This window comes from Kaistella solincola (genome assembly GCF_000812875.1).
GTDB lineage: Bacteria > Bacteroidota > Bacteroidia > Flavobacteriales > Weeksellaceae > Kaistella > Kaistella solincola.
Genome location: NZ_JSYK01000004.1, coordinates 17,435 through 35,770 on the forward strand (window position 1 = coordinate 17,435; position 18,336 = coordinate 35,770).

An 18,336-nucleotide genomic window follows, 5' to 3' on the forward strand; every position below is an offset into this window, starting at 1 on the left:
TTGATTCAATAATTATTAAATCAGAAAGTCAGTCTGAGCTCGTCGAAGACTTTTATTATTAAGACTGCGCTTTTAAAACCGACATCCGGAAATTAAACGCTTCAAATTAAAAATGAGTCTCTGCTTCGGCGGAGATTTTTTTTTGGAGTTTGTACGAGAAAAGTTTTTTTTCAGGGAGCGGGAAAGTTGTGTATATTTGAGAGTTAGCAATAATTAAAACTTTTAATAGGTTTAAGAAAAATATAACAGATATTATAGGCAATGAGAATGTTATTTTTGAGTCTTGTAAAAATTCATTTAAAGAATTAAAAAATGTAATGTTTAGTTTGAATGATTATAAGATGAATCCTTCTAATAAATATCAAAAAATTTTAACGCCTATGCTTTAATAGATTCTGAGAATATAGTTAAGGTTGAGCTTGAAGACATGTCGGATATAAAACAAAAAGAGTTTAAAAAGTTTGTTTTAAATAATAACAAATCAATTAGGTTTAAACAATCCGTTGGGAAATTCAAAAATCAGTTTGATTTACAACCCGGTTGCATGGCGGAAAAAACTACAACTTACGGTTCGTTTAGTTTTAGAGCCAAAAGAAATTCTGATGGGAAAATTGGAATGGTTTCATCTGGACATGTTTTTCCTATAGGACAGAACCTTTATTATCAAGATACTACAGTAATAGGAACTTGTACAAATTCTGTAACATCTGGTTCTGTTGACGCTGCTTTTATTCCAATAGACAATATTTCCAGTTTTACACCAACCAATACTATATGTAATACTACCTATTTACTATCAACATCAACGAGTCTACCAGGAAAAGGTACTTTAGTGAACCTTAGAGGCGCATTTACTAATACTTCTTCAGGCTATATTTTAAGCACAGATGCTTCAGTTTATGATCCACAATTTGGAATAACTTTTACAAACTTGACTTCAGCAGACTACCAATCAGCAGCAGGGGACAGCGGAGGAATTATTTATACCTATGTAAGCAGTACAAATACAAGATTTACTGTTGGAATTCATAAAGGAGAAAAGGAAGGTATAAGATATTTTACTAAAGCAAATCTCGCATTAAGTGCATTAAGTGCATTAAATGTTTCACGTTATTACAACAAATAAAATGAATTTAATTGCCTTTTCTTCTATGTTATTGATTTTAAGTTGTAATAATTGTCAAAACAGACCAATACATAATAATCATAATAATTCTGTTGACTCCATAAAGAAAGTACAATTAGAAGATAGTGTTCGCCTGTCAAATATTAGTGATTTTAATTTGAAAAATCTAAAAAGAGAGAACATTGTTAATCTCGAAATATTAAATAACACACCAGAAACTCTATATTTTGGGAGAGAATTTGAATTGCAGATTTATAAAGATAACAATTGGATTAAGGTTGAAAATAATATTTTCATTAACGATATTGGTTATAAATTATTACCAAAAAAATCTCTAACAATGGAACTTTTATTTAGTCAACAATCAATTCAAAAGATTGGAAAATATAAGATTACTAAAAAGTTTAAATCTAATAATAAAGTTTACGAAAGTTCTATTGAGTTTAATGTAAAAAACGACAGATAACATCGGATTGGCAATAGTGCGGAGGAATCGCAGGTTTAACCATTTTAGATATTCCGAAGATTAGTTAATAATAAGAAAATTTCCGCGTTTAAGCCGCACCATCGCCAATATGCAAAACGTTAGGGCACATGCTAAAAACCCGACCCACAAATGGCACATTTGGTTTTGCCCGACACATAAGCCGACCCTTCTCAAAACCAAAAGAGCCATTTTTTGCCAACGCACCGACAGACAGGGCGACAATTTATCAAACACTTTTTATCTTGAAAAACGATATAATCAAAATATAAAAGCTATTTTAGCTCCCTGACTTATTGTCGACATGAACAGAATAAAAGAAATACTGGAAGAAAAGGGTATTAAGCAAACTTGGTTGGCTGAAAGACTTGGAAAAAGCTACAACATGGTCAATGGCTATGTACAAAACCGACAGCAACCAAGACTTGAAGTACTTTTTGAAATTGCTAAGATTTTGGAAGTCGACCCAAAAGAATTAATCAAAACAGAGAAGCCTAGCAAATGATATTAGATAACGAAAATGAAAATTTAAAAGTCCACGAGTGGATTGCCTCTTACACCGAACAAGGGAAACTGGACATTGTAACCGGGTACTTTACTATTGGTGCTCTTGCTTGGCTTTCAAAAACTGTAAATGATAAAATTTCGGACTTTAGGCTTGTACTTGGTGACATTGTTAATTTTGACTCTATAGACCAGCGGCCTTTAGACTTGCTAAATGAAAACATTAGCATTGAAGCTTCTCTAAAATTAAGTTCTTTATCAAAAGAAGCTGTTATTTTTCTAAAGCAGGACAAAGTCGTAGCTAAAACGTTAGAACCAAATTTTTGCCATGCTAAGAGCTACTTATTCAATCCTGACAAAAAAGACGATAGAAATAAGTACTTCATTTCAGGCAGTTCAAACCTTACAGAAGCAGGAATTGGGCTAAAGCACACGAATAACATTGAGTTAAATATTGCCGAAACGGGGAACAATAACCAATACAAGGAACTTGTTGAATGGTTTGATTCTTTGTGGGTAAGACCGCAAGCACACATAGAAAAAACTTTGGTTTCACCTGACGGAACTAACACGAAAATAGATTTCAAACAATATTTGATAAATGAAATTGAACGGATTTTCATCAAATACACTCCGAGAGAACTATACTACAAAGTTTTATTTGAATTATTCGGCAATCAACTTTTAGAAACAGAAAACGACCCTGACTTTAACAGGCAAATTGGAAGATTAGAAAATTCCGTTGTATTCAACACCCTTTATGAATTTCAGAAAAAAGGTGTGCTCAGTTTGATTCGAATGCTTCAAAAGTATAACGGGGCTATTTTGGCTGATGCAGTTGGTTTGGGTAAAACATGGAGTGCTCTTGCAGTTATTAAATTCTTTCAACTTCAGGGGCGTGAAGTTTTATTGCTTTGTCCCAAGAAGCTTGAACACAACTGGAGAAGATATTTAAAACATCAGGATTCACGCTTCGAGAAAGATCAATTTGATTTTTTCTTACGTTTTCACACAGACATGCACGAAGACAGGGTTGAAAAATACGTTGACCGTGCCGACAAATACTTTACCAACGACAAACCTAAACTGATTGTCATTGATGAAAGCCACAACCTTAGAAATGATAAATCAAACCGGTATAAATTTTTGCTTGAGCAGATTCTTAAAGAAAATGAAGATATAAAAGTATTGTTGCTATCAGCAACACCCATTAACAATTCACTAAATGACATCCGAAACCAATTCAAATTAATGGTTCAGGGTGATGTTGGTGGTTACGAAGAAACCTTAGGCATCAGAAATTTGGATTACACTTTCCGAACAGCCCAAAAGGTATTCAATGAATGGCGGGAAGAACCAAGCCCAAGAATAAGTGATTTCATTAAAAAGCTACCAGCCAACTTTTTTACACTTACCGATTCATTAATTGTTGCTCGTACACGAAAAATGATTGAAGGGCAGCAGATAGGACTAAGCTTTCCAGTAAAGACAAAACCTTTAAATCTATTTGTTACACCGAGTCAGCTAGGAAATTTTGAGTCCTTCGAAGAATTGTTTGACCATTTCCCACCGATGCTTTCGGGCTACCAACCTTCTTTTTATTTGGAAGAAGAAGACGAAGAAGAAAAAGACGTACTGCATGACGAAAGACAAAGAGACCGCTTTTTGGTGAAGATGATGTACATCTTGATGGTTAAGCGACTAGAATCTTCATGGTATTCCTTCTACTCTACCGTTGAAAAAATAAAAGACCATCACCAAAATGCTTTGGACAAAATAAAAGCTTATCAGGAAGGCAAAGCCAACAGCAAACTAAATGAAAAGGATGAAAACCTTTTTGATGATGATGATTTGCAGGACGATTATGAAGAACTCACTTTAGGTAAAAAACGAAAGATTAATCTCTCTGATATTGACGCATCAGGAAACTTGGAGAACTTCAAGAAGGATTTAAAGAAAGATTTGGATGCTCTCGACAATCTTTTCATTAATCTCCAAAAGTTTGAAAACAAAATAGACAAGGAAACTCTCCGTCCCGGAAATCTTAATTCAGCAGACGATAAATTGCAAACACTGATTGCTGAAATCAACAAGAAAAGGGCAACAGGTGAAAACAATGGAAACGCAAAAGTGGTCATCTTTACAGTTTATCGTGATACTGCTCAATATCTTTTTGACCAACTAAAAAGTCGTGGTTTTGATAAACTCGCAATGGTTTCAGGTTCCGGCTCGCAGACCAGTGATTCAGATGAAGAAACCAAAAACTTTGAACCTATTCTAGAACGCTTTGCTCCATATACTAAACTATACATGGAGAAAGAATGGGACTTTCAAACACCTAAAAAAGGAACAGAAGCATACCACGAATGGATTTCTTGGGTAGCACAAAACCACCCGAAAACCTACGCTAAGATTCAACAACCAATTGATATTCTGATAGCCACGGATGCACTAAGTGAAGGGCAGAATTTGCAAGATGCCGACATGGTTATCAATTACGATATTCATTGGAATCCTGTTAGAATCATTCAGCGATTGGGACGGATTGACCGTTTAGGAAGCCCCAACAATAAAATATTCGGCATCAATTTTTGGCCATCTAACAACATCAACTCTTACTTAAATCTACAAGGAAGAATTGAACAACGCATGGCAGCCATGAAGTTGGCAGGTGCCGAAGTAGATGAAAAATTCTCCGAAACCTTTCAAGAAATGATTCATGACGAATCACTTGACCAACGCATGAAAAACCGCATGATGGAGCAAATGCAGGTTACCTTTGACGATTTGGACGGCAATGAAACCTTTGGCTTTGACGACCTTTCTTTGGAGCGGTACAGACAAGATTTATTGGAAGAATTCAATAAAGACAAAGTCAAATATCTGCGTATGCCTAAAGGCGTTTATACAGGCTTTAAAGCCGACACTTCTTTGTGTGCCGAAAACGGTTTGATTGCTTTGCTTGGCTATCCTGCTCGTCCGGCAAAATCACCAGAACACGAATACAAAGTTTTTGACCTTCTATACATCAACAAACAGGGTAAATTGGTTCTGCTTAACCAAAAAGACGTGTTGGATGCCTTAACCCATCATAAGGACAAAGACCGTTTTGTACCTGATGAGATAGATAAAGGCGATGATGCAGCCATTCAAGAATTGGTGAGTGCTATTAAAGCATGGCTAGATAGCCAAGCATCAGAAGAACAAGTACAAGAAGACGGCACTACCAAAAAAGTAATGGGAACGGAAGCAAAAGACCTTTTATCAAAATTGAGAAAGGGAGATAAAGACGCTTTATCCCGAGTAAAACAAAACGTCAAAGTGGATGAAAAATTCCAACTTGACAATTTCGATTTAATCACTTGGTTTTTAGTAACAGCATAGATATGAAACTACAGATATTCAATCAGGTTAATTTCCTTCAGGCACTCAAAGCACTTTTCAAAGACTTGAAAGTGCCCATGAACTACGTGGCGGACGAACCCACTACAGCAAAGGAAATCCTGAAAGACACTTACAAGGATAACGACACTTTCCAACTCATGGATGATGTCTATTTCTTGGGCATGGTGGACGATGCATCTTTTGAAGGCAATAAATCCTTAGAAGCAGAAAAAATCAAATCCGATTATGATGGCATACTGATTTTTGGAGTAACTCTTAAAAGCAGACCCAACGGACTGCTTCCTACCCGATCGCAATTGGCAGAAATTTCGAGAGCCTTTAACCGTGAGTTTTATTATACGCCTGTGGTGGTGGTTTTCAAATACGGATACTACTTAGCTTTTGCCAATACCGAACGACTCAAATACAAGCAAGAATGGCGTGAAGGCGAAAAGGCAGGTAAAGTAAGTTTGCTTCGGGATATTCATATTGAAAAACCACATTCTGGTCACGAACGCATTTTAGCCGAATTGCAAATTCCTACCACAGGAACAAAGAAAGTGGATTCCTTCGCCAAACTCTATGCGTATTGGCAGGAAGTATTTAGCGTAAGCCTGCTCAATAAGAAATTCTACCAAGAACTTTCCAACTGGTATTTCTGGGCAACACAGCATGTAACCTTTCCCGGAGAACCAACGATTGCCGATGCCCATCACAAAAACGCCAAACTGGAAGACCTGCTTCAAGAGCATCGAGCTACCAACGTAATCAGAATGCTTACCCGATTGCTTTTTGTGTGGTTCATCAAAGAGAAAAAACTGATTCCCGAAGAACTATTTGAACTGGATGCTTTGCAAAAAGATATTCTGAATGAAATCTCTCCTTACCATGAAAGGGGAATGTTCAAAGAGCGTAACAAGGAAAGCATATACTACAAAGCCATTTTGCAGAACTTGTTTTTTGCTACCCTCAATTGCCCTATTGAAGCAGAGAGTTTAGACAAACGCAAACGTGGCTTTCGTGGTGATGGCTATGGCACACACAGGGGCATAGACTACCTGATGCGTTACAAATCCTATTTCAAGAATCCTGATGCCTTTTTAGAAAAACTGAATCAAACTGTTCCTTTCTTAAACGGTGGGCTTTTTGAATGCCTGGACGATAAATTCAACAACCTCTATATTGATGGCTTCTCCGACCAAATGACAAAGGGCGAACAACTCATTGTGCCCGATTACCTATTTTTTGGTGTAGAAGAAGAAACCGACCTGAGCGACATTGTTGGCATCAAGGATAAAAAGTACAAACAAGCTGCTGTAAAAGGACTGATTAACATCCTCAAATCTTACAAGTTTACGATTACTGAAAATACCCCGATTGAAGAAGATGTAGCCCTTGACCCGGAACTATTGGGTAAGGTATTTGAAAACCTCTTGGCGAGCTACAACCCCGAAACCAAAACCACCGCACGTAAGCAAACCGGCTCATTTTATACACCACGGGAGATTGTAAATTACATGGTGGATGAAAGCTTGATTGCTTACCTGAAAAATGCAATCTCTGATTGGGGCGGATTGGATGATAAAACATTGGATAAAGAACTCCATGTGTTAACATCCTTTGACAGCAAAGTACCTTTTGCTGACAATCCCCGATTGCAAAAGGAAATCATTACTGCATTAAGTACTTGCACCATTCTCGACCCAGCTTGTGGTTCGGGTGCTTTCCCGATGGGCATATTGCAGAAAATGGTGCACATCCTCCAAAAGCTTGATCCGGATAATAAGGTTTGGAAAGAAGTGCAATTAGAAAAAGCCGAACAAGACTCAAAAGCAGCTTTTGAGATAGAAGACAAGCAAGCCCGTGAAGAACGCTTACTGGAAATAAACGAAGCCTTTGACCAAAGCATCAACGACCCGGACTATGCCCGTAAACTGTTCTTAATTGAAAACTGCATTTATGGGGTAGATATACAACCCATTGCCACCCAAATCTCCAAACTCCGATTCTTCATTTCTTTAGTAGTGGAGCAAAAGGTAAACGCTGAGAAAAATAATTTTGGCATACGACCTTTGCCTAACTTGGAAACGAAGTTTGTAGCAGCAAATACCCTTATTGGCATCAAAAAAGATGGTGGCTTATTTGAAACCGATGAAGTAAAAAAAGTGGAAAACGAACTTAAAATCGTTCGACATAAGATTTTCAGTCTTAAATCCAAAGAACGAAAAATTGCTTGGAGAGAAAAAGACAAGGTATTGAGAGAGAAACTTTCTACGGTCTTGAAAAATCAGGGTTTGCCTTTAGATGCTGCTGAAAAATTAGCTGGATGGGATCCTTATGACCAAAATGCTTCATCACCTTTTTTTGATTCGGAATGGATGTTTGGGATAAAGGACGGCTTTGAAATAGTAATTGGGAATCCACCATATTTGATAATTCCAAAAGAGCTGCTTAATGGAATTTACAAAGAATACAAACTTCAGGAAGGCAAACCTGATTTGTACCGTCTGTTTTTAGAAAAATCAGCAAAGATGCTTACACCTATTGGCATTTTTTCATTCATTACACCTAATACTTTTCTTACAATACCTAATAGCACGAAATTACGCAAATACATTTTAACGAATTTCCATATTTCAAGCCTTTTGAATTTTGATGAAACTGTTTTCGAAACAGCTTCAGTTAATAGCCTCGTCTTTGTGTTTGATAGAAAATTAAAAAATAACAAAACAAGGGTCTCTATTATTAACTCCAATAATAAAACAGCCCCAAGAAGCGATTATCATATTTCACAGAAAGAGTGGGAACAAAACACTCAATTTGAATTTAATATTTTTATAAATGACGAATCTAGCATTGTAATTACTAAAATTGAAGAGAATAGTAAAAAGTTGAATGACTTTGGTTTTTCTGTTTCGCTTGGAGCTCAACAATACCATAACACTATTCATTCAGAATCACAAATTCAGAACAGATTTTTGCATAGTGAAATAAAATTAAATCACAATTACATTCTTGAACTTGGCGGCAAGAATATCAATCTTTTCAAAATAGATTCACCAGCGAAGGAAATATATGTTGATTTCTCGGCTGAATTCTACACCAAACCCGATAAATCTTACTTTACAAAGCCAAGAGTAATTTTTAGAGAGATTACAGGAAAGACAATAATTTCAGCATACACAGAAAAGGTATTTGTAATAAGCAAATCATGCTATTCAATTATTGGAAAGCCTGAAAAACTAAAAAATCTGCAATTAATACTGTCATCAAGACTAATCGGGTATTGGGTTTCTAGCATTGGTGACAAATCCAAACAAAGATTATTTCCAAGAATTACAAAATCCGCAATAAACAAAATACCCGTTAAATTATTCCCTAACACAAATTTCGCATGCAATCTCCATGACATGATTGCTTTCTCATCAAATTCTTCACGTTTCGCAATATTTAGAAATATTCAAGATGGACTTGTTTTCAATCTATATTTTAAAAAGCATGTTGACGATCTAAATCTTAATGTTATTGAAATGGTTGAAAATGACGTCACGATCGCCATGCAAGGAAGCCTTTTCGAACATCAGAGCCAATTAAATAAGGAACAAATAGTTGAATCACTCTATGCCAAATGGAGCCACCCCGATAATGAAGTCCGCAATCGCATCAAACTATTTGCTGTGCGTAGCCCGGAGATTTTAAAACCGATATTGGAAAGCTAATGAAGAAAATTAAGGAAATAAAAATCCAAAACTTTAAGGCTTTTCAAAAAGAGCAGGTTTTTCCAATCAATGGAAAACATGTTTTGGTATATGGTAACAATGGTTCGGGTAAGTCGTCCTTATTTTGGGCATTGTACACACTTTTGCAAAGCAGTATCAAAGAAGATGATGGCGTAAAGAAGTATTTCAAGAAATACGTGGCATCGAATAAAGGCACACACCAAACATTGAAAAACGTATTTATGGACGAGAATGAACAATCCTTCATCAAACTCAGCGCCATAGATACAGCAACACAACATGAAGAAACTTTCACTATTTCGCATGATGTAATCAATACGAATGATGATGCCAACACGCTGATTCAAGAACTCAACATAGCCAGTGACTTTATCAATTATAAACTGCTACACAACTTCTATCGAGCATCACACAAACAGGAAGTAAATCTTTGGCCAGTTTTTGAACGGGATATTTTTCCTTTTATGACTGATGGTACACAAAACTGGCTGGATGATATTATTAAAGCACCAACGTTGGATGTTCCGAGAACGCCAAAAGGTGCAGTTGCTTCACGAAACAGAAAGCAGCGATATGTAGATGATATTGCTGCACTTAATGAAAAGATTCAAAACCTTCTAAATGAAATTACAGGTCACGCCAACATCTTTCTAAAAGACCATTTTTTTGAAGGAAAAGATGTTATCAAAGTAGCTTTAAGTTTTGAAAAGAAATTTAAATTTGACCTGATTAAGAACAAGATATGGGAAGACAATAAGCAGGGTCAGCGTCATGACCAATTGCATATCAAATTAGGCGTTGAAATTTATGATGACACCATTCCTGAAAAATGGAGAGCCATTGAACGGGTGCAATCTTTTCTAAATGAAGCACAATTAACCAGAATTGCTATTGGAGTGCGTATTGGTGCATTGCGAACAAGACCTTTGGCAAGTGCCAGATTTAAGATTTTGGTACTGGATGACATGCTCATCAGCTTAGATTTATCCAATCGAATGGATGTGGTTCGCATCATTCTAAACAAGGAAGAAAAGGAAGATTTGAAATTCTTTGACGGCTTTCAAAAGTTCATCCTTACACACGACAAAGGTTTCTTCAATCTCATACGCAGAAATACAGATGAAGAAGAATGGGTGTACTTCAATTTCAATAAAGATGAAAAAGACAGTTCCGCACCCAAAATCAAAGAAGACGAATCTCCTATACAGCGGGCAATTAAAAGATTCGAAGAAGGAGAATTTGAAGCCTCTGGAAATGAATTAAGAAAGGAAGCAGAAGCAATATTGGACAGCTTCTTAGACCCAGATATGAAATTTTTCAACCAAAAGTTCAAGGGCTTAAGTCAGAAATTAGATGATGCTTTTAAGCAACTTATTGATAAACGCCACAAGGACTTCACCGAAAAATTCATAAATGACCTGGACTTATCCAAACTCAAAAAAATCAAAACCGACTATTCAACAGACGGTACATTGACAGCAGAAGAAATCGCTAATCTCGACAGCATTAAAACCAGACTTTTCGACTTCTTAATTGAGTTTAACGAAAAGAAAAACCGAAAAGAACTGCTCATCACCGAGACCAAAGACATCTTGGACAGGATCATGAATGCAGCTTCACATCATTCAGAGAATCCATTGCACCGAGAAGAACTGAAAAACGCCATTGCAAAAATGATAGAATTAAAAGAACATCTATAGCATGACTAAGCCAACCCTTCACAGCCACACACATTGCCAAGCCACACAAGCCCATGCTCAAACCAAAGCTTGGCAAAGAGTGTGTCTGTCCCAACGCACCCCAAAACCGACAGACAAACCAACGGACGAAGAAGAAGCACGATGCCCTAACACACGTTTTGCGTCATGCGGGGTGACGTGCTTATATTCAAGTTCAGTTTTCCAATTGGGCTTTGGTGCTGGGTTGACAGTTTTGTGCTCCGAAAACCCGCAAGAACGCAAAGCGTGGGAACGTTGTAGGCAATAACGCCAAAACTCCGCTCAAAGAAATATGGAATATTTTACTTATTGGACAATAAATGACACGCCAAGTAATGCAACTCAACCCTATTCTATTTTTCTTTGGATTTTAATTTTTTCATTGATTATTTTTTCATTGATATGGAAATTCAAAAAAAATGACTCTGATAAAAATTTTTATTTATTTGGTTCCGGACTGTTTATATTACTTTCACTTCCTGCATATATTTATCTAAAATTCTTTAATGGGAATCCAAATCAAGAAAGAATTGAAAAATACTTGACTGACAAAAAAATTGAAGTGGTAGAAGGCCAAATACAGGAATTTTACAGATTTAATCCTGTGATCGTAAGAAATGGAAAACAGCCTCACGAAGAATTTAAAGTGGATTCTGTTAAATTCCACTATCTTGAAAATGCATTGTATGAATTTTCTAATTTTGGTGGAAATCACAGTGATGTATTTCATAATGGACTAAATGTGCGAATTACATACGTAAAAGGTGAAAAAGGTAATGAAATACAAAAAATTGAAATAAAAAAATAATTGTTACTGCCTACAACACGGTATTTCTATTAGCGGGGTTGAAGTTTACATCATAAAGATTTTCGCTAATTGCCCATTTTGTTACATTTATAAAAACCAGTTATAATAATCCCCGCCAACAGAAATACCCAACCGTTGTGTGCAAGGGTAAACGACCTATTCATCCAAACTTGAGCAAACAATTATTGAAATAGAATTTTAATATATTTACAATGCCAAGATGTTTTTTAAAACAACACTATCATGGACATTACAAATTTGCCAGAAGATTTATTTGAAAATAACTACACGGACACTTCAGACCTGCAAATTGCTAACTACGAGGCGTATAAACTTGTTTCCAAAAATAAGATTAACCTAAACAAAAATGTATTCAGTTTTTTGTTGGACGGACAAAAGGACATTCACTTTTCTAATGACATCGTTTCGATCGATGATACACAATCCTTGCTTCTTGCATCGGGGAATTTTTTAACAACAGAAATTGTAGGGGCAAATAGTTATAGTTGCCTACTCTTTTTCTTTTCTCAAAAAAACATTAATGATTTTTTATTGAAATATGGGCATTTATTTAACCCAAATGACTTAAATAAATCAGCGGCCAGTAGTCCCTATTTCCTTATGGAAAAAGACAATTTTATTATCCATTTTATTAATTCTATTCAACAAATTTATGGTTTGAATCAAACAATCTCTCAAAAGATTCTGGAATTGAAATTTGAAGAAATTATGCTGTATCTGGCTGATAAGTATGGGCAAAGTTTTTTTGTTTATCTACATTCATTATTAATCAATGAAAGAGAATTATCTTTTAAAATGGTCATTGAAAAAAATCTGTACACGAGTTTGAATATTGACGAGGTCGCTTTTCTATGTAATATGAGTCTGTCTACTTTTAAGCGGAAATTTTTACAATTATATCAAGAGTCTCCAGGAAAATGGTTTCAACTAAAACGACTCAACAAAGCCAAAAAATTATTGCTTAATAATGAAGCAACCCCATCAGAAATCTATATGGACTTTGGTTATGACAGCTTATCAAATTTTAGCACAGCCTTTAAAAACGAATTTGGTTACAGTCCAAAAAACATGATGAAGACTTGACCTTTTTTCATAAGTTTTTGAACTAAATAAAAAAGCACCACAAGTTTAAAGGTGCTACATTTGTTAAAACAAAATTGGTTTAATTTAAAAATAAAAAGACATGAAAAAATTAGGATTATTAGTTCGACTAGAAGCTAAAGCAGGAAAAGAAAAAGATGTTGAAGCCTTTATCACAAGTGCATTGCCACTCGCTAATGAAGAAGCAGGTACTGTTACGTGGTATGCGTTCCGTATTGACGCTTCTACATTTGGCATTTTTGACACTTTTTCAGATGAAGAAGGCAGAGAAGCACATCTTGGTGGTAAGATTGCAAAGGCGTTAATGGAAAATGCACCTGAATTGTTGGCTACTGCACCATCTATTGAGAAATTGGACGTTTTAGCGGCTAAATAAATATACCACAATTATTATAAAATGGCAGCCTGTCAAAGTTCTGTAAATGAATTTGGACAGGTTGCCTTTGTTTACAAAACAGCTTCATAATAAATTAAGCTTAGACTGACGAAGAAACCCAGCCCACAACAAGGGTTTGCCAAAAGCGGGGCTGAAGTGCTTCTATTAAACATTTCTGCAAGGTTCAACAGTAGTAATTCTATTGAATTTTTGTGCTAAAAAACTCCGCCTTCGGCAAGCCCCGAAACGTTATAGGTAATGCAAACGAATATACTGTATGAATTTTGAAATAAACGCAATTGTTGGTTTTTTAAGTGGTTCTATTGCTACTATAATTCTTAATCAAATTTTTAATTACTTTAATAAAAGAACTGAATTTGATAGGGAGCTTAAAAAAATTAAGTTTGTTCGAACTCTTGAAATATCCGAAAAAGCTGTCGCTTACTATTATACGTACTTTACCAAAGTTAATGAGATTAAAAAATCTATTGATAAGCTATCCTCAAGTCTGAAAAAATTAGATAATTCGCAGGATGGTCTTGAGGGTATCCAGAAATTAATTGAAACTAACTCTTAAGCTTTATTTTCACTAGGAGAGACGCAAGGAATAAATGTAAATGGAGTAAATTTATATTTCGACCTGGAAAACGATGAAGATTGGAATGAAGAAGATTTAGCAGGGCTTTTGGAATGTTTATCGACAACTGAGCATTTAAATAATGAGCTGCTAATATGGACAAAAGAATATGAAAAATATAATGAGTTAAATGATGATAAAATGGTAGAATTTTGTCTGGTTAAAACCGATAATATTACCCCGCTTTATATTAATGCGCTTGACAATTATTCTATTTTATTAGCAAAAAATTTAAAAGCTATACGCAACCGGATGCAAAAACTTAAAAAAGAATTTAAATAGGCACTACCTATAACAGTGTATTTCTATTAGCGGGGTTGAAGTTTACATCATAAAGATTTTTGCTAGTTGTTCATTTGTTATATTTACAAAAAGCAGTTATAATAATCCCCGCCAACAGAAATACCCAACCGTTGCCTACAATTTCCAAGATTGCGCAAAAACGAAATATTTAAATTTGCGACTTGAATTTTAAATTAAAATCCGAAGAAATTTGCCGGTATTTGCATCAAATTTTCTGAAAAATATTCTGCGAGCTTTCAACTGCGAAAAGAATTTAAAAACGAAAAAATAGCGCAAAAAGTGCGAAATTTTTCTGGAGCTGAACATCAAATAAAATTTTTAGTTTATCGGAAATTCTGCATCAAAATCTTAAAATTTTGCGTCGTGAAAAATATCGAGCAGAATTGGCAAAATTTTTAAAAATAGAGTTGCGAAAATTTGAATAGGATTCCTGAATTTTTTTCTAAGCAAAATATCGAGCAAAAAGGGGAAATTTTTGAAAAATTAATTTCTCTAAAAGGAACTGTAGGCAACATGGTATTTCTACAAGCGGGCCGGAAGTTTTCATTTAGAGATTTGTGTTATAAATTTAGTATATTTCAAGTTGAAAAAGATCGGTTATTAATGCCCGCCTGCAGAAATACCCGGTCGTTAGCTGCAATTTACCATAATAATGTAAAAATGATTTACAGATTATTCATTGTCCTATTTCTAACTTTAATTTCTTGCAAAAAAGAAAATAATTATAAAGAAGTTAAAAAAACTCTAGAAAAAGTTTATGATGATGATCAAAAATTGCGAACATATAATAATTATTCTTCTGAACAGAATCAACTTGACAGAAAGAACGTTCAAATAGTAACCAAAATAATTGATAGTATTGGTTGGTTGGGAAAAAACCAAATTGGTGAAAAAGCTAATAACGCATTATTTATGGCAATTCAACATGCTAATAAATTAGAAACAATGGAAAAATATCTTCCAGTTATGAAAGAAGCTGTGAAAAATGGAAAAGCAGAGAAAAAACAATTAGCTTATTTAATCGACAGAGTTGAAATCTTAAATGGTAGAAAACAAATATATGGAACTCAATATTCTTTGAATGAAAAAGGTAAAGTGGTTATTCTAAATAATATTGATTCCTCTAACGTAAATGACCGTAGAAAATCAATGGAATTAATATCAATTGAAAAATATAAAGAAATGATTGAAACTGAAAAATAAAGAACTACAGCTAACAGTGTATTTGCAAAAAACGGGGTTGAATTTTTCCTTTTAAAATTTATTTTTAATATCCGCAAAAATGCTTTTCATATTTCAATTTTCATTAATTTAGAAATCTGAAAAAGCATTTAGCTCCGGGCGGTTTTCCTTATCACTTTGGTTTGCAGTAGCCCGTTCTTCGCAAATACTTTTCGTTAGTGGCAATTTTAACAGACCGTAAACCAAAGACAGAAAACTAATCCAATGGCACTTTATCCAAACATACTTTTTCACTTTACGACAAAGAAAAGTCTTGAAACAATTTTAACAAGCACGTTTAAAATTTCTTATGCCAGAGAAATGATAATTGGTGGCAATAAGACAAAGAAATTTGCGGTTCCTATGGTTTCATTTAGTGACTTAAGGCTTTCTGAACTAAAAAATAACATCGGAACTTACGGAAAATTTGGCATTGGGCTAACTAAGGATTGGGCAATTAGAAATGGTTTAAATCCAGTTATGTATGCTAGTCAAAATAGCTTGTTCACCGAAAATTTTATGAATGGAATTGAGGATTTTTTTAAGCTTGTAAACAATTCAGTTGACAGAAGCGGTAGATATGAAGCTGCATACAATAACACAATAAACACATTACGCTACATAAAAAACTACAAAGGCGATTTAATTAGACCTGGAAAAGAAACCGTGTTAGATTATGTTTTTGCAAATGAACGTGAATGGAGATATGTTCCACCAATTACAGAAGACATATTATCATTCATTCCTATCGAAAAAATTGAGACATCGCAGCAAAAGTCAGCTTTCAATAAAAAAGTTAGTCATTTAAGACTCAATTTTGAGCCAGATGACATAAAATATTTAATTGTAGAAAAAGACAGTGATATAAATGCTCTTATAACTCATTTGAGATACGCTAAAAGCAGGTTCTCTAGTGAAACAGTTGACAGACTTGCGAGCAGAATTCTAACTTATGAGCAAATAGAAAAAGACGTATAAAAACTGCCACTAACAAGGGTTTTGCAATGGTGGGGCGAAACTGCAAAGTTCAACGGTATTTCTTCGATTGAACTTTTGTGCAAAATTGAAGATTTGTGCTTCGATTGCCCCACCATCGCAAAGCCCCGAAACGTTAGCCGAAATATTATGACAAGAGTAGTACTTAGATTGGAGTTTAATCATATATTTCCAGAAGAGGAAAAGAAAGATATTATTGAGTATTTAAAACTGATTTCTAAATTTTCATTAGAAAATATTATTGGCTTCTTTAATTCAAATCCAACTATAAATTTTAATAATTTTTTTTCAAATCCAGTTACTGGAAATGAAATATTTCAAAGAGTAAAAAAATATTGTATACAAAATAATATTTACAGCACACCAGAAGTAGTTTCAACTGAAGCGAGTATAAAAATTTCAGAAATAATTCTTGCCAACAAGGATATTTTAATTACAAATAATAGTATCAATGAAGATCCCGACCGTGATGAAATAAATTTATTTAAAGCATTTTTATTAATTAATGAAACAATTAATAAAAGCGATAGTCTTTTTTTGGAATCCTCTACAGAAAATATTGATAAGATTTCAGAGATAATGATTGCACTAAAATTTTCAACTTCAGATATTGGTGTATATGAAAACATCGATATTGAGTTGCTTAAACTAGCATATGTGACGTCATATAAATTTGAGAGCTTAATACACTTTCTAAAAGAAAAGGACGAAAATAAATATTTGATCGATGAATTATGTTCATTTTTTAAGCAAAATTCAATAGATGAATTAAAAAAACAAGTGGATTATTTAGTTGTTCAAATACAACTTTTTAGACAAACTAAATCTTTCAAATTTAAAGTTAATGAACCTGAAACAATCGCATTTCTTGATAGTCTAATTTCAGAACAAATTGAGGAAGATTTAGATTTTTTACATTTAAGAAATTATCCGTTGTACAAAATGGATTCAGAAACTTATACTATAATAAATGCTTTTTTTGTACTTGATAAATTCACGAAGAGTATCAAATTCTTACTTAAAGAATGTTTTAATAAAAAAAATGGACTAAAACCAAGTGACAGAACTTTCTTTAATTTTTATAATAAAGATTTTTCTGAGAATTATTTAATGAAAAATGTATTAAATAATATTTTTTCAAAAAAATATTTTATTAAACACGAAGTATTAGATACTAATGAAAGTGAGCCAGATTATTACATACGCCATAACAAAGATATTTACCTCTTTGAATACAAAGATGTATTAATTGCCAAAGAGGTAAAAACATCTTCTGACATAAATAAAATTGCTAAAACATTAAAAGGTAAATTCTTAATAAATCCAAACAATGGTAAAAGAATAGGAATTGGGCAAATTATAACTCATATAGAAGCAATATCTGATAATAATTTTATTTATGATAAAAATATTACAAATAATAAATTCTATAACATTTATCCTATTCTATTGTTATCTGATCGTACTTTGGAAATTCCTGGAATAAATTATATGTTAAATAAATGGTTTAGTGAAAACCTAAAAATTGAAAATAAATATCTAAACATTAGAAAGCTAACAGTTATTGACTTAGATACTTTGATTTTCTTTGAACTATATCTTAAAAATAAAGATAAAAACTTTAAAAAATTACTTGATGAACATATATCAAAAATGAGTATGTCAATTAAGAGTTATGGAAAAAGTAAATTAGAATATGAAGCAAATCTTTTAAAAAAAATAACTCAAAAATTAGCACCATTTAGTAGTAGATTTCAAACGGGAATGTTTAATCAAAAGCTATTTATAGAAAGATTTATGCACTTAGTTAAAGAAAAAAAATAATAATACTACGGCTAACATCGTATTGGCGAAATGGCGGGCTAAGGGAGAAATTGAAAGTTTCTCCTTTTTTTGTCGCAACAGCCTTTTATATTT

13 protein-coding genes are annotated in these 18,336 nt (G+C 33.8%); all 13 read left to right on the forward strand.

Features of this window, described 5'->3' with window-relative positions; all coding sequences use genetic code 11:
* Nucleotides 1-427: 427 nt before the first annotated feature.
* The 13 genes from OA84_RS10360 to OA84_RS10425 all read left to right on the forward strand — a co-directional run bounded on the left by OA84_RS10360 (nucleotide 428) and on the right by OA84_RS10425 (nucleotide 18,243).
* Nucleotides 428-1,126, forward strand: coding sequence for a chymotrypsin family serine protease (locus tag OA84_RS10360; RefSeq protein ID WP_039346159.1), 699 nt, complete (start codon nucleotides 428-430; stop codon nucleotides 1,124-1,126).
* Between the two features lies 1 nt (nucleotide 1,127).
* Nucleotides 1,128-1,592 carry an immunoglobulin-like domain-containing protein gene (locus tag OA84_RS10365; RefSeq protein WP_156965071.1) on the forward strand — a complete coding sequence of 155 codons (465 nt, stop codon included), beginning with the start codon at nucleotides 1,128-1,130 and terminating at the stop codon, nucleotides 1,590-1,592.
* 322 nt (nucleotides 1,593-1,914) lie between these two features.
* A complete protein-coding gene (locus OA84_RS10370) occupies nucleotides 1,915-2,115 on the forward strand; it encodes a helix-turn-helix domain-containing protein (protein WP_039346162.1) in 201 nt (66 codons plus the stop codon).
* The gene (locus OA84_RS10375; protein WP_039346164.1) at nucleotides 2,112-5,498 is read left to right on the forward strand and encodes a helicase-related protein; all 3,387 of its coding nucleotides are present in this window, start codon (nucleotides 2,112-2,114) and stop codon (nucleotides 5,496-5,498) included. Before OA84_RS10370 ends, OA84_RS10375 begins: the two co-directional genes overlap by 4 nt.
* Nucleotides 5,499-5,500: 2 nt before the next feature.
* Nucleotides 5,501-9,217, forward strand: a complete 3,717-nt coding sequence (locus tag OA84_RS11260; protein ID WP_052252194.1) for an Eco57I restriction-modification methylase domain-containing protein — start codon at nucleotides 5,501-5,503, stop codon at nucleotides 9,215-9,217.
* The gene (locus tag OA84_RS10385; RefSeq protein ID WP_039346166.1) at nucleotides 9,217-10,938 is read left to right on the forward strand and encodes an AAA family ATPase; all 1,722 of its coding nucleotides are present in this window, start codon (nucleotides 9,217-9,219) and stop codon (nucleotides 10,936-10,938) included. Before OA84_RS11260 ends, OA84_RS10385 begins: the two co-directional genes overlap by 1 nt.
* 310 nt (nucleotides 10,939-11,248) lie before the next feature.
* Nucleotides 11,249-11,764, forward strand: a complete 516-nt coding sequence (locus OA84_RS10390; protein WP_039346169.1) for a hypothetical protein — start codon at nucleotides 11,249-11,251, stop codon at nucleotides 11,762-11,764.
* A 243-nt stretch (nucleotides 11,765-12,007) separates the two neighbouring features.
* Nucleotides 12,008-12,868 carry a helix-turn-helix domain-containing protein gene (locus tag OA84_RS10395; RefSeq protein ID WP_021190095.1) on the forward strand — a complete coding sequence of 287 codons (861 nt, stop codon included), beginning with the start codon at nucleotides 12,008-12,010 and terminating at the stop codon, nucleotides 12,866-12,868.
* Nucleotides 12,869-12,968: 100 nt separating this feature from the next.
* Nucleotides 12,969-13,262, forward strand: coding sequence for a putative quinol monooxygenase (locus OA84_RS10400; RefSeq protein WP_039346170.1), 294 nt, complete (start codon nucleotides 12,969-12,971; stop codon nucleotides 13,260-13,262).
* A gap of 277 nt (nucleotides 13,263-13,539) precedes the next feature.
* Complete coding sequence (locus OA84_RS10405; protein ID WP_039346173.1) at nucleotides 13,540-13,839, forward strand: hypothetical protein; 300 nt, start codon at nucleotides 13,540-13,542, stop codon at nucleotides 13,837-13,839.
* 780 nt (nucleotides 13,840-14,619) lie between these two features.
* On the forward strand, nucleotides 14,620-15,405 hold the full coding sequence (locus OA84_RS11265; protein ID WP_052252195.1) for a DUF6624 domain-containing protein: 786 nt from the start codon (nucleotides 14,620-14,622) through the stop codon (nucleotides 15,403-15,405).
* Nucleotides 15,406-15,648: 243 nt separating this feature from the next.
* Complete coding sequence (locus tag OA84_RS11270; RefSeq protein WP_052252196.1) at nucleotides 15,649-16,401, forward strand: abortive infection system antitoxin AbiGi family protein; 753 nt, start codon at nucleotides 15,649-15,651, stop codon at nucleotides 16,399-16,401.
* 147 nt (nucleotides 16,402-16,548) lie between these two features.
* Nucleotides 16,549-18,243 (forward strand): hypothetical protein, encoded by a 1,695-nt coding sequence (locus tag OA84_RS10425; protein ID WP_052252197.1) that lies wholly within the window; start codon nucleotides 16,549-16,551, stop codon nucleotides 18,241-18,243.
* Nucleotides 18,244-18,336: the final 93 nt, after the last annotated feature.